Origin of the sequence: Verrucomicrobium spinosum DSM 4136 = JCM 18804 (assembly GCF_000172155.1) — a bacterium.
In the GTDB taxonomy this organism is placed as follows: Bacteria; Verrucomicrobiota; Verrucomicrobiia; order Verrucomicrobiales; family Verrucomicrobiaceae; genus Verrucomicrobium; species Verrucomicrobium spinosum.
Genome location: NZ_ABIZ01000001.1, coordinates 7,247,494 through 7,259,521 on the forward strand (window position 1 = coordinate 7,247,494; position 12,028 = coordinate 7,259,521).

Consider the following 12,028-nt stretch of genomic DNA (forward strand, 5'->3'; position numbering starts at 1 on the left):
TTTGGACTCCATAGGACGGATCGGATCAGGTCAAAGACGCATCTTGGCGGACGAAGAAACGAGGGATCAGCCCTCACCCAGCACCTGGGGCTCCTCCCGGAAGGTGGTTTCCTCCTGGTAGATAAGCATGTCTGTGATGCGCACCATTTCCGGCAGCGGGCGCTTCCGCTTGGTGGCCGCCTCACGGAGCTGCCGCATCGTTTCTGCAAAGGCTTCCTTGCGGATCTCCGGCGTGGCCTCCTCCGGCTCCAGCCCGTTCTTTTTGCAGGTGCGGTTGAGGCGCTCGGTGTAGATCTTCTTCACTTTGGCAGAGCTCAGGCCGGTGTGCTTCTTGATGTCCAGCGCATTCCCCGCCCCATCCGCCACCACCAGGTAGTTTGACGGGTATTCACTGGGGTCCGCATACATGGGGAAGCTGTTGAAGGGGTAGGCATTCTTCACCCCACGACACAGCAAGGTGAGCACCACCATCACCATGATGGGATGCTTGAGAACTCGACGGATGCGCGGCCACATGCCCCTGTCGTAAGCGAGCCCTGCGGCCGCTGCAACGGGAAAGGATCGAGTCGCAGGATCCGCCCTGAAAATGCCATCTCACACACATGAGGATCTGCTTTAGCCATCAGGAAGTTGACGATTACGTCAAACAAGGGCACGGGCGGGAGTGCGAGTCTTCCCCACCCTCGGCTGTTTCGCGGTTGCCCTCTCTGTAGCTCTGGCGTGGGGGCTCCCACTGACTCCGCTCTGTTCCCAGGCACGCCATGCTGAGGCAGGCGTGAGGGGAACCGTTGTGCGCGTGCATGACGGTGATACGGTGACGATCCTGACGCCTGACAAAACGGAGATAAAGATCCGGCTGTTGGGCATCGATGCGCCGGAAGCTGGTCAGCCCTATGGATCAGCCGCCAAGAAGTCGCTCTCCTCGCTGATTTTTGGACGCGAAGTGCACCTGCACGCCACCGGCACAGACAAATATGGCCGCACTCTGGGCCAGCTCCACATGGGAGATGTCTGGGTGAATCATGAGCAAATCCACCGAGGCATGGCCTGGCACTACCTTCAATACAGCCAGGATGCCCAGCTCGCTTTGGCAGAGGCGGATGCCCGGCGGGCGCGGCGCGGCCTCTGGCAGGATGCCAGGCCCGTAGCCCCATGGCTGTGGCGGAGGCAGCCGCACAAGAAGAATGGGTGATGGGCCTGGGGTAGGCATGGCGTATTGCTCCCCCATGCATACGCCCAAGCGCCGCCTGCTCAGCCCTTCTTCCGCCATCCCTATGGGCTTATGCCTGGCTCTGGCCAGCTTGACCTTGCAGGCTGCGGAGATCTTCGTGAGTCCGGACCCCGCAGGCCAGAACCAACCGATCAAGACGGCACTGGCCTCCGCGGCTGAAGGAGAGGTGCTGGTGCTCAAGCCCGGGATCTATCGGGAGACTCTGGTGATCGGAAAGCGCGTCACTCTCAAGGGAGAACCTGGGGCAGCGCTGGACGGCACCATACCCCTTCCGGCCGACTGGCAGCCAGCTGGAGCAGAGCTGCCGGGAGTGCTCACGGCTCCCCTCCCCTCCCAGCCTGCCGGACTGCTCCTGGATGGCAGGTTCATCGCCGAGCTGCGCTTTGACCGCGCCCAAAAGTCCGGGGACTGGCACTGGAAAATGCTGCTGCAGAAAGGCCCGCCATTGAGCGGGTTCAATGAAATCAAGGCGCTCTGGATCTGGCATCCCGGGGAGAGACGCGCCTACTTGCGACTGCCCGCTGGCATCTCACCCTCCACGGCCAGGCTGACCATGGTCGCTCAAGATAGACCCCTCATTGCGGTGAAGGGGGCCTCCGGGGTGGTCATCGAGAACCTGGAACTCATCGGGGGCTCAACCGCCGTCAGCATTGGCGAAGGTGCAGACCGCACGGTGGTGAGAGGCTGCCACATCCGCTCGTATGAGGACACCGGCATTGGCCTTTCAGGCGGGGCCAGCCAATGCATCGTGGAGAACTGTGAAATCACCCGCGGAGCGCTGGAGGAATGGGCACCGAGCATGGAACACAGTCGCTCCAACTACGAGATCTGGCGCATCCACAAGGATGTGGGCAAGTATGACCGTGTGGGCATCAATCTGTTCCGAGCCGGCGTCGGCAACCAAATCCTCCACAACCGCCTGGACCGGGTCTTCGACGGCATCTGCTTGGGCGATTACAAAGCGGAGTCCCTGGATGACCCGCTGCCAGATGCCGCTCATGGGCGGGGCACCCTGATCGCGGGGAATGTGATCGAAAACACGCGTGACTCCGGCATCGAACTCGGGGTGGGCTGCGTGGAGGTGGAAGTGAAGGACAACACGCTGCGCCGCACTCATGGCGGATTCCGTTTCAAGGTGCCCCGCATCGGTCCGGTGTTCATCCACCACAACCGCCTCATCGATGGTGCCCCCTTTAACTTCTGGTTCAGCATGGATTCCTCACCCGCCGAGGGCTACATCTACCACAACACAGTGGTGGGCAGGAAGCCAGCTCTGGCGCTGCATGTGGAGAAGGGAAAGCGGGACTTCAGCGTGCCCAGGTGGCATTTCCTCAACAATCTCTTCGCCGTCAAAGAGGGCTATCTGGACAAGCCTGACAAAGGAAACACGGTGGACTTTACCAGCGCCCATAATGTCTGTCTGCGCCAGGATGCCAGCCCCTGGCCGGGTGATGCCACCAAAGACAAAGGCAGCCGCTATGGACTGCCCCTCACGCTGAACGACCAGGGGGCTCCGGCTCCAGACAGTGCGGCCGTGGATGCAGGCATGGACTTGAGCACCTATTGGAAAGGCAAACCCCTGCCCGGAGCAGAGAAAGGCACTTACAAAGGAGCCGCGCCCGATGTCGGCGCGGCGGAGGTGCAGTAGCCAACCTACTCCACTTTTTCCCCGGTCTCCATGAAGAGAAACTCCACATCATCCGGACGGGGGGCGGTGCCTTTGAACAGGAACTGGCCCTTCGCCGCATCCCACTCATAGTAGAGGGCTCGCACCAATCCGGTGAGCGGCTTGAACAGTGCCGGGGTGGCGCTGCCGCCCAGGGAGGCCCACTCCAGCACCATGTCGGTGCCACCAGCATTGATCCAATACGGCTGAATGAGAACGCCATCACCCTTGGGCGCACGATGCAGGGACCACTGGGGGGCGTGGTCTTCCTGAGCAAGCCGTTTGCGCAACGCCTCGAATGTTGACTCCTCATCCCAGCCCTGCCCGCCCTCCGCGAGCGCATGTTTTCTTGCGGCGTCCACCGCCACGACGAGGGCCTTCGTTGATTCCCCTTTGGGCAGGCAAAGAGGGGCCTCCGGAACCTGGTCCATGAACGGACCCAGCCCTTTGACGGCCGATAACACCACCCTGCGCCCAATGCGGCCGTATTGGTAGAGCTGGAAGCTGCGGGCCTCCACATCGCCCTCCGCGTCAGAAGTGCTCACCGCCACCAGAGCCAAAGGATGGGTGGGCACTTCCCCGCCGGCAGAGGGGGGATACATCCACTTCTGCTGACGGTCGGCAAAGGGATGAATGGACAAATGCACGTCGATCCCGCGGTCTTCATTCGCAGGAGCCACCGTGCGCAGAGTGAGCGTGCGGCTCTTCTCGTCAAGCTCCAGCAGGTGACCCTCTTTGTTGCCAGCAACCTTCAGCACCACGGCAGCGTCCCTGCCAAGGCCTTTGAAGGCTTCTGCCTGCGCCTCCCGGGGATGGTCAAACTGCATCTCCATGCCCGCCACCCGGTCTGCCCAGAGGAGCAGTTCAGAGAACACGATCTTCACATCCGGCACGACCGCATCCGCGGCCTCCGCCTGAGTCAGAAAGCCGCCGCCCGCAAGGGCGAACAAGGCCGCTGCGCACCACTGGCGGCGTGAAGAGAAGGTCAAATCGAGGTGAGACATGGCAACCAAAGCTGACGGTGGGCTGGCAGAAAAACGGGCGGCAATCTTTGCAGACGGCCGCCCGTGAGAGGGAGGGCGCTCCGCTTACTTGCGGTCGGTGCGGATTACGATGGCACTGATGTCATCCAGGATGACCACCGCATCGTAGTATTCCTGGCCGGTGATGGTGGAAAGATGAAGGGCTGCACCGCCCACGGACTCGACCTTGCCGGAGATCTTGTCGCCTGACTTGAGGCGGATTTCCACTTTCTGTCCGATCTGACGCTCCAGCACGGTGCCGGCGACGTCGTCTTTTTTAAAGCCCACTTTGTCGTCAGCGGACACAACAGCAGTGGCAAGGGTGGTCATAAGGGCAATAAGAGCAATGGCTTTCATGGTTCTGATTTCGACGGTGTGAATGGATTTACTGAAGTGTTGCGTGTTTCTGGGGGAAAATGGGTCTTACTGGATCTCAAACTGGATGGTCGCGGTGGCTTCACCCGCAGAGATGCTGAGCAGGTATTTGCCTGCTGGCAACTTCTGTTTGTCCATGGTCTGGTCAAGTGAACCCTTGTTCGTTCCCTGGAGCAGAATGACCGCCGGCTGCGCCGTTTCATCCGTCGTGCCGTCTGCCTTCAGCTTGTGCACGTTGATGATCGCCATGTCTGCCTTGACGGCGATGCTGAGCGGGGCATTGGCTGCCACAGGTTTCTCCAGTTTGGCAAAGGCCTCACCCGCCTTGTAGGTCGCCGCTTGGCCGCCCACGTTCACGGCGAAGGGAAGTGAGCCCTCCGCGTGAAGGGAAGAGAGGCCGGTGAAGGCGGTCAGGAGGCTGGCGAGCACTGCGAATTTGATCTTTTTCATATCTACAGAGTGCATGTGAGGCGGGCGGAGTTTGTGACAGCCATTCCCCACTCTCTTCATCCATGGACGCTCCCCCGGGAAGAGTCGGCGGGGCTTTTTGACCTTGAAAGATCACGAGGAATTTCGTCGCATAGAGGTCATGCTTCCCCGCTCCCTCTCCACCGCCATCCTGCTGCTTGCCTCGCTCGGCACAGGCCAGTCCGCCACCGCCGCCGAACCCGCCACCCGCCAGCGCCTCGCCATCATCAAAGCGGATGATGTAAAGGGCGTGAACGGCAAATGGGACCGCTTCATCGCGCTCTCCCAGCAGCGGGACATCGTCGTCTCCCTGGGCATCATCACCGAGTCTCTGGCCACCCAGGATCCCAAGTACGTGGCCTGGATCAAAAAATGGGCGGACACCGGCGAGGTGGAGTTCTGGAACCACGGCTGGGATCACAAGAGCTGGACCGACACAGCGGGCAAAAAGCTCTCAGAGTTTGGCGGCTCCGGTCTGGAGCACCAGAAAGATCACTTGCTGAAGGCGCAGTCCTCCTTCAAGACCGCCACCGGCAGCCCCTACACGATCTTTGGCAGCCCGTTCAACGCCATGGATGGTGACACCGCCCGCGCGCTCAACGAGATTCCAGAGCTCAAGCTCATCTATTGCTACCCCGGCTCCGTGGTGAACGCCCAGCTCAAGGGCAAGGTGCTGCTCCCCATGACTCTCCGTGGCGAACACGATGGGACAAGCAAGCCCAACTTCCCCAAGTTCAAGGAAGAGTATCAAAAAAAGGACGGTCCCGCCCTCAACCTCGCCGCCATCCAGTTTCATCCTCTTGGCTTCAGCGAAGAAGGATTCAAACACTATACCGACATCCTTGATTTCTTGAAAACTGAAGGCTGGACCTTCATCCTGCCCACGAAATACCTCGAACTCCAAACTCAGGCTGCTGCTGCGGCCAGGCCTTAGAGCGGCCGATGGCTTCCCTCTGGAGAACATCCGCAAGCAATCTGCGCTTTGATTTTTGGCCATCCCCTCCGCTCAGCACACAAACGTGCGAATAAGGAGGCAGAGAGCCCGATCTGCGTCGATGTAGCACCATCATGCCCAACAGTCCGTCCGATGAAGTCCCGCCTTCTGCACCGGTGCACAAGCGCCGCCAGAGGTATAGCGGCAAGAACCCACGCCGATTCGAGGACAAGTACAAGGAACTCCAGCCGGAGCGTTATGCTGACACCGTCGCCAAGGTCCGGGCCTCAGGGAAAACACCCGCGGGCCAGCATATCCCCATCATGCTGCCCGAGATCTTGGAGGTCCTCGCTCCCCAGCCCGGCGAACGCGCCCTCGACTGCACTCTTGGCTACGGTGGTCATGCGGAGGCCCTTCTCCGCGCCGTCCAACCAGATGGCTGTCTCATGGGCCTCGATCAGGACGCCATCGAAATCGAGAAGACCGGTGCCAGGTTGAAGGCCCTCGGCTTCCCAGAAGCCACCCTGCGCGTGGTCCGCATGAACTTCGCGGGCCTGCGCAAGGCCCTTGATGAAGCGGCCTGGAGCGACGGCGCGGACGTCATCCTGGCCGATCTCGGTGTCTCCTCCATGCAGATTGACAACCCCGCCCGGGGCTTCAGCTTCAAGTCAGACGGCCCGCTCGATATGCGCATGAACCCACTGCGCGGCGTGCCTGCCCGCGAGCTCTTGCGCAAGATTTCTGTGCCAAAACTCACCGCCCTCCTGGAGGAGAACGCAGATGAGACAAACTCCATCCTGCTCGCCGCGGCGCTCGCAGGCCAGGACTTCGCCAAGACGCCCACCCTGGCCGCGGCCGTGAAACGCGCCCTGCCACGACACCTCGACGAGGAGGAAGTCACTGCCACCACCCGCCGCGTCTTCCAGGCCCTCCGCATCGCCGTGAATGACGAGTTCGGTGCCCTCGACTCCTTCCTGCGGGTTCTCCCCACCGCCCTCCGCCCCGGCGGGCGGGTGGCCGTGCTGACCTTTCACTCCGGCGAAGACCGCCGGGTGAAAAAAGCCTTCCTCGCCGGCTCCCGCGACGGCACCTTCAGCGCCATCAGCGATGAAGTGCAGCGCCCCTCCCCGGAGGAAATCCGCCTCAACACCCGCGCCGCCTCTGCCAAACTCCGGTGGGCCGTGCGTGCCTAGAATCATCACGCGACGCCAGCAGGCAATTGGGGGCAATCGAATCCCATTTGCTCCCCGGCCGATTCCGTTTATGGTAGTCGGCCCAGCCCACTGCACCCGTAGCTCAGTGGATAGAGCAGCGGATTTCTAATCCGTAGGTCGAAGGTTCGATCCCTTCCGGGTGCGCGGTTTTCAAGAATGCGTTCGGAAGTCCGGTCCCCACCCTGTGCCTCCCCGTATTTTAGGAGGTTCCGTGCTTCTGGAGCTCAAAAGCAAGACTGCGGGCGAGAACAGGTCTCGCAAAGTTCGCCGGATTGTCCAGCAGGCTTTACCTGTTTTCAGACGATGACTTTGCTCGCCAGCTTCATCTGGGGCGCGCTCCATCTGTCGCGGTCTGTTTCTGGCAGATTTGTGCAAATTGATTGGCCAGGCGGTCGGCAAGTTTGACCATCTCATCTACAGACAGTTTCTCTTGGGGGGCCACAACAATGAAGTGCACTCCTGGGGAGGCCCCTGGATAGAACGTATGGCGCACGTATTCTGCATAGCTGTCCAGCAGCGCCCCTCCAGTGAGGAAGTATTCTTTGTAAACGCGAGTGCCATCTGTGGAAAGATTACCCGGCGCATCAAGCTCTGTGAGCGTGACGCCACGGTATTTAAAGCACACTTGCATGGTATGGTGCCTCTCCCTGCCTGAAGGGGCAAAGCAGACCACTGCGACATCGTCCGGCTGGTCTGGAAGCTTTAACTCATACCCCTGATTCCCAAGCGCACGCGACGGGATGACCGCCGGTGGCAGCCAGGTGTCCTGCCCCAATGCCAGGACGGTGGATGCCGTAAAGGGCAAAACAAATGCCGCCAAAGTCAATCCATTGAGCGCTGATGCCGCCCAGCTAAAGGGGGTGTTTCCTGGCACTGAAGCACTGAGGGATGTTCCCTGGCCGTGACCTTGAGATTTGAACTCGCGTGACACGGCGAACAGCAAGCCCGCCCCGCCAACCCAGAGAGACCACGACTGCATGGCAAACACGGCATTGGTGGAGAGTAACACTGCCAATCCGGGCCAGCTAAAAATCCAGGTTGCAGGTGCCAACGCCGGACACGCCAGGAGCCAGGGAAGCCATAGCGAATCCAAATTCGTCAGGGCAATGCCAGCTCCAGCCATGCCCCAGGCTCCCAAGAGCAAGCCATCCCGCCATCCCCCGAAAGTTTGCTTGCGGCACTTTGCGAGGGCCACGACTGCAGCCAGGCAGACAAGTCCGCCCATGGGCACACCTGCCAATGGAGCGAGTAACGCGACCACGGCGGCCGCGTGCAAGGTCTCTGCAACGACATGAGACTTGGGCCGGTCATCCTCTGGCGTGACCAGCGTCACAAAGGGAACGAGCCAGAGCAGCCCCATAAAATAGTGAGTCTGCGGAGACTCCACGGAAGGATAAAAGGCCGATCGATAAGCCACCAGAGTCAGCACCCGGGCAGTGTTGGCAATCAATGCCGCTGGCACCATGGCCGCGACTCGAATCCAGAATCTCCGTGGGGAAGATTCACGCCGATTTACCCAGACGGCCAGTGCAAGCAGGATCCATAAAAGATTGATGCCAGCACAGTCACGGGTCCAGGGCACCTGTAGTGCCCCCACCTTAATGGACTCACCGCAGTCCTGCACCACAATTCCCAACATCCACAAAATTCCCATGACCACCGGCTTGGTAACATCCCGCAACTCGTCATGGGCGTGCGTGAGCTGTATGGCCATGAGGATCGCGCCCGCAGCCAACACTGTCCGCCAGGCATGGTCAGGAACCCGGGGTAAATTCATCGCGCTTCAAAAAAAGGGGGGCTTGCTCCAGGCTGCCATTCATCCAGCGGGCAGCCGTTCATCCTGTCATAGGGTGACTTTGATCTATTCCTTCCTGGCTCTTCTGGCACGCAGGACGGTGACGCAGGCAAAGGCGAGAAGAAGCGTCCATGGTGGTACCGGAGCCCCGGGCACAGAAGCTGCGCTGTTTGCGCCCAACGCCCAGCGAGTGCCTGCCAGCGACTCGTTGGTCATCTGCTTGGTGGTGGTTCCGCTCACCTCGGCCACAACCACCCCAGGCAGGGCGCCATCAGCGAGTGGGTCCCATGCCGCCACGCGGGAAGTGTAGTTGTCGGATTCAAATCCAGAACCGGCCGTGTTGCTCAGAACCACCCGATCCCATGAAGTGGATGCATCCCCGAAGAAGTTGATAAATGCATAAGGCTCTCCTGCATTAAGTGTCTTGTTGCGTGGATTGCCATCGTATTCTCCCGGCAGCATAGACAGCAAACTGCCCGTCGTGAATTTGCTCACGATAGAATCCCCCAGATAGAAGGTGAGGACATTCTGCGCATCCCCCGCCGACCACCACATGCCAAAGTAGGCCGAAGCGGTGTCAAACGTGAGCGTGCTCTGATTGACAACCACGCCAGCCCCCTGGAGAGAATACTTCGTCCCTCCGGGATTTAACGCGTCGGCAGCTCCGCCGTAAACATCTGCGGATTTGATGTACAACCTGTCGAATGTGCCCACCCCCGCCCAGACCACGTTCTTGTTCACGCCATTGGCAAGATTGTTGAAGTCAAATATCTGCGTTCCCGTCAGGGTAGAGTTAAAATCCTTGGGTGCCTCCGCGTAAGTGATGACTACGCTGGCCGGGGCCGCCGCTGTAAGGAGGATCGTGAACAATGCGCTGAACAGCTGGTATTTCATGAGGATGTTGGTTTGATGTGCGAGCTCTTGGGCTTGGTGACATTTTCCCCCATGTGCTCCATTCCCGCCATCCCCCTAAATGTGGGATTCGGCTTGCCGCAGGAAAGTGTGAACCGCCGCTTCTTTACAGGCTCTCACATGCCACACGGCTGGTTCCTTTGTGGGGCAAATAGGCAGCCAGTTTGTTATGGAGGGCTTCTTTCCGGAGCGGCTTGGAAAGAAAGTCGTCCATGCCACAGTCCAGACAGGCTGCAATGTCATCCGGTTGAACGTTGGCTGAGAGAGCGATGATTGGCATCCGGCCCTGCCCCGTCTCCCCCTCGTGCAGGCGGATGACTCTTGTTGCCTCGAACCCGTTCATCACCGGCATCTGGCAGTCCATCAATATCATGTCATAGGCAGAGACAGCGCTGCGGACCCTCTCCACGGCCTCAGCGCCATTTGCGGCGATCTCCACCTCCAGGCCGAATTGCTGCAGCATCAAGCTGGCGACGGTTTGCCCGGTCTCATTGTCTTCCACCACCAAAACACGCCCCCGAAAAGCCGGAGGCAAACCCCCAGCCGGAGCCTGAGCCTTGAGGCTGGCCCCGAGGGGTGGGGGCACCACAGGCAGCGGCAAACCTATCTGAAACTGCGAACCTTGCTTTAACACACTGTGAGCCGAGATGCTCCCTCCCATAAGTTCCGCAAGTGACTTCGAGATGGCGAGGCCTAATCCTGTACCCCCCTGACGCAAGCCACCGGCTTCCTCATTCCGGCTGAAAGGTTGAAAAATGCGGGAGAAAAATTCCTCCCCGAATCCTACACCGGTATCTCGTACAGAAACGTTGAGTTGTACCACTTTACCCCCTGGCTCACTTGATGGACGCAGGCTGCATTCCACCTCGACATCCACCCTCCCGCGTTCCGTGAATTTCACGGCATTGCCAATGATGTTGATGAGGATCTGCCGGATGCAACCTGCGTCCCCTGCAACCCACTCTGGAAGGTCCGCAGGCACGGCGAATACCATCTGGATGTCTTTGGCATCCGCACGTACCTGCATGAGGCTCTGAATCTCGGAGAACAATGACGCAAGCTGGAAAGGCTTGATCGTGAGTTCCATTTTCCCGGACTCGACCTTGGAAAGGTCCAGGATGTCTCCTATTACCTCCAGCAGGGCGTCGGTCGATCTCTCGGCACTATGCACAAGTTTTGCCTGGGCTTCTGAGAGCGGAGTATCACGGAGCAATTGAAGCATGCCAAGCACCCCATTCATCGGTGTGCGAATCTCGTGGCTCATGCTTGCAACAAAGATGCTCTTGGAGCGGCTTGCCGCCTCCGCTTGCTCACAGGCCATCCGCTGCATGGCCTGCACTTCCCGAAGCTGCTGCTCCAGCTCCTTCTGCCGGGTCATGTCCACATACGTACCCACGAACCGGCAGACCCTGTCCCTCCCATCCCGCAGCGCCCTGCCCCTCGCCATCATCCACACATAGGTCCCATCCTTGCGGCGATAGCGGGCGATATTCTCGAACACCTCTGTCTCCCCTTGCAAATGACCCCTGATCAAGTCGTTGTTCCGGAAGCGATCGGCAGGATGCAGCAACTCCTCCCACGACGTCGGCCCCGAACCGACGTCCTCTTTCTCGTACCCCAACATCGTCTTCCACAGGTCCGAGAAGGAGATGGTATTGGTGGCGAGATCCCAGTCCCACAGCCCCACTTTGCTTCCATCGATCGCCAGCTTCAGTTGCTCCTCGGATTTTCTGATCCTTTCCACCTGCGCGGCGATGACCTTGTGATTGCGGCGGTTCACCTCCAGCTCCGCGACCTTCTGGACAAAGACCTCAAACGGCTCGCAGCGCCCTGCTTCCATCGGAGTGTGAAACGGACTTCTCCCTTTGGAAGTCCCGGTCAGCAGCAAGCAGACAGGCTTGCCGCCATGGTCCAGACAGGTCCCCAAGACAAGCTGACCAAATGCCATGCCCTTTGGTTGGGAGGCCAGAGCTTCCGGGGAGAATACTGTGGTCTCCACCCCCACCTCTTCGAATCGATCTGCCAGCCAGGGGCGCAGCATGGTAAGTGAAGCGCGATCATACACTCCACCTTCCACTGCCAAAGGGCCCGGAGCCAAACGGCCTGCATCATCGACCGGCCAGTGGATCCCGTATTCTTGTTCGAACACGTCAACCAAGGCTTCTGCAACCACCCCGGCAAAGGCGACATCACTCCGCGCCTGCAGGGCCGCGGTGCTAAAGGCCGCAATACGCCGGAACCTTCCCAGCTCCTCATCCAGCTGATGCTGTGCTTCTACCAAACGCTGCTCAACCACAGAGAACCGCGTCACGCGCAGTTGCAAGGCCTCATACTTCGAGCGCAGCTCTTCCATAGACAGTGAGCCTGCCTCGCTCGTCACCGGGATGGAGGTCTCTGAATTCATGCGTCCT

Annotated in this window: 11 protein-coding genes and 1 tRNA gene; 5 read left to right on the forward strand and 7 right to left on the reverse strand. The window is 59.9% G+C overall.

Features of this window, described 5'->3' with window-relative positions; genetic code table 11:
* Positions 1-66: 66 nt before the first annotated feature.
* The gene (locus VSP_RS29375; protein WP_009965231.1) at positions 67-516 is read right to left on the reverse strand and encodes a hypothetical protein; all 450 of its coding nucleotides are present in this window, start codon (positions 514-516) and stop codon (positions 67-69) included.
* Positions 517-775: 259 nt separating this feature from the next.
* Between VSP_RS29375 and VSP_RS29380 the strand changes: the two genes are divergently transcribed.
* Together VSP_RS29380 and VSP_RS29385 are read left to right on the forward strand one after the other, a co-directional pair.
* Positions 776-1,192 carry a thermonuclease family protein gene (locus tag VSP_RS29380; protein ID WP_157211130.1) on the forward strand — a complete coding sequence of 139 codons (417 nt, stop codon included), beginning with the start codon at positions 776-778 and terminating at the stop codon, positions 1,190-1,192.
* Between the two features lie 34 nt (positions 1,193-1,226).
* Positions 1,227-2,879 (forward strand): right-handed parallel beta-helix repeat-containing protein, encoded by a 1,653-nt coding sequence (locus tag VSP_RS29385; protein WP_009965233.1) that lies wholly within the window; start codon positions 1,227-1,229, stop codon positions 2,877-2,879.
* Between the two features lie 5 nt (positions 2,880-2,884).
* Here VSP_RS29385 and VSP_RS29390 read toward each other — a convergent pair whose 3' ends face one another.
* From VSP_RS29390 to VSP_RS29400, 3 genes are all read right to left on the reverse strand, one after another.
* A complete protein-coding gene (locus tag VSP_RS29390; protein WP_009965235.1) occupies positions 2,885-3,901 on the reverse strand; it encodes a hypothetical protein in 1,017 nt (338 codons plus the stop codon).
* A gap of 84 nt (positions 3,902-3,985) precedes the next feature.
* Complete coding sequence (locus tag VSP_RS29395) at positions 3,986-4,276, reverse strand: hypothetical protein (RefSeq protein WP_009965236.1); 291 nt, start codon at positions 4,274-4,276, stop codon at positions 3,986-3,988.
* Positions 4,277-4,342: 66 nt separating this feature from the next.
* Positions 4,343-4,744, reverse strand: a complete 402-nt coding sequence (locus tag VSP_RS29400) for a hypothetical protein (RefSeq protein ID WP_009965238.1) — start codon at positions 4,742-4,744, stop codon at positions 4,343-4,345.
* 139 nt (positions 4,745-4,883) lie between these two features.
* Between VSP_RS29400 and VSP_RS29405 the strand changes: the two genes are divergently transcribed.
* The 3 genes from VSP_RS29405 (at position 4,884) to VSP_RS29415 (ending at position 7,054) form a co-directional block, all read left to right on the forward strand.
* Positions 4,884-5,696 (forward strand): DUF2334 domain-containing protein, encoded by an 813-nt coding sequence (locus tag VSP_RS29405; RefSeq protein WP_009965239.1) that lies wholly within the window; start codon positions 4,884-4,886, stop codon positions 5,694-5,696.
* Positions 5,697-5,830: 134 nt separating this feature from the next.
* A complete protein-coding gene (gene rsmH, locus VSP_RS29410; RefSeq protein WP_009965240.1) occupies positions 5,831-6,889 on the forward strand; it encodes a 16S rRNA (cytosine(1402)-N(4))-methyltransferase RsmH in 1,059 nt (352 codons plus the stop codon).
* A 92-nt stretch (positions 6,890-6,981) separates the two neighbouring features.
* Positions 6,982-7,054, forward strand: a tRNA-Arg gene (locus tag VSP_RS29415).
* A 178-nt stretch (positions 7,055-7,232) separates the two neighbouring features.
* On the opposite strand, the gene xrtZ is transcribed toward VSP_RS29415, so the two are convergent.
* From xrtZ to VSP_RS40220, 3 genes are all read right to left on the reverse strand, one after another.
* Complete coding sequence (gene xrtZ / locus VSP_RS29420) at positions 7,233-8,687, reverse strand: exosortase Z (protein ID WP_009965241.1); 1,455 nt, start codon at positions 8,685-8,687, stop codon at positions 7,233-7,235.
* An 84-nt stretch (positions 8,688-8,771) separates the two neighbouring features.
* Positions 8,772-9,599, reverse strand: a complete 828-nt coding sequence (locus VSP_RS29425) for an Npun_F0296 family exosortase-dependent surface protein (protein ID WP_009965242.1) — start codon at positions 9,597-9,599, stop codon at positions 8,772-8,774.
* Positions 9,600-9,723: 124 nt separating this feature from the next.
* The gene (locus VSP_RS40220; protein WP_009965243.1) at positions 9,724-12,021 is read right to left on the reverse strand and encodes a PAS domain-containing hybrid sensor histidine kinase/response regulator; all 2,298 of its coding nucleotides are present in this window, start codon (positions 12,019-12,021) and stop codon (positions 9,724-9,726) included.
* Between the last annotated feature and the right edge of the window lie 7 nt (positions 12,022-12,028).

Excerpts from the sequence above, each read along its gene's own strand:
- VSP_RS29390 (WP_009965235.1), bottom strand. The coding sequence starts at position 3,901 with ATGTCTCACCTCGATTTGACCTTCTCTTCACGCCGCCAGTGGTGCGCA.
- VSP_RS29405 (WP_009965239.1), top strand. The coding sequence starts at position 4,884 with ATGCTTCCCCGCTCCCTCTCCACCGCCATCCTGCTGCTTGCCTCGCTC.
- rsmH (WP_009965240.1), top strand. The coding sequence starts at position 5,831 with ATGCCCAACAGTCCGTCCGATGAAGTCCCGCCTTCTGCACCGGTGCAC.
- xrtZ (WP_009965241.1), bottom strand. The coding sequence starts at position 8,687 with ATGAATTTACCCCGGGTTCCTGACCATGCCTGGCGGACAGTGTTGGCT.
- VSP_RS40220 (WP_009965243.1), bottom strand. The coding sequence starts at position 12,021 with ATGAATTCAGAGACCTCCATCCCGGTGACGAGCGAGGCAGGCTCACTG.
- VSP_RS29375 (WP_009965231.1), bottom strand. The coding sequence starts at position 516 with ATGTGGCCGCGCATCCGTCGAGTTCTCAAGCATCCCATCATGGTGATG.
- VSP_RS29400 (WP_009965238.1), bottom strand. The coding sequence starts at position 4,744 with ATGAAAAAGATCAAATTCGCAGTGCTCGCCAGCCTCCTGACCGCCTTC.
- VSP_RS29385 (WP_009965233.1), top strand. The coding sequence starts at position 1,227 with ATGCATACGCCCAAGCGCCGCCTGCTCAGCCCTTCTTCCGCCATCCCT.
- VSP_RS29425 (WP_009965242.1), bottom strand. The coding sequence starts at position 9,599 with ATGAAATACCAGCTGTTCAGCGCATTGTTCACGATCCTCCTTACAGCG.
- VSP_RS29395 (WP_009965236.1), bottom strand. The coding sequence starts at position 4,276 with ATGAAAGCCATTGCTCTTATTGCCCTTATGACCACCCTTGCCACTGCT.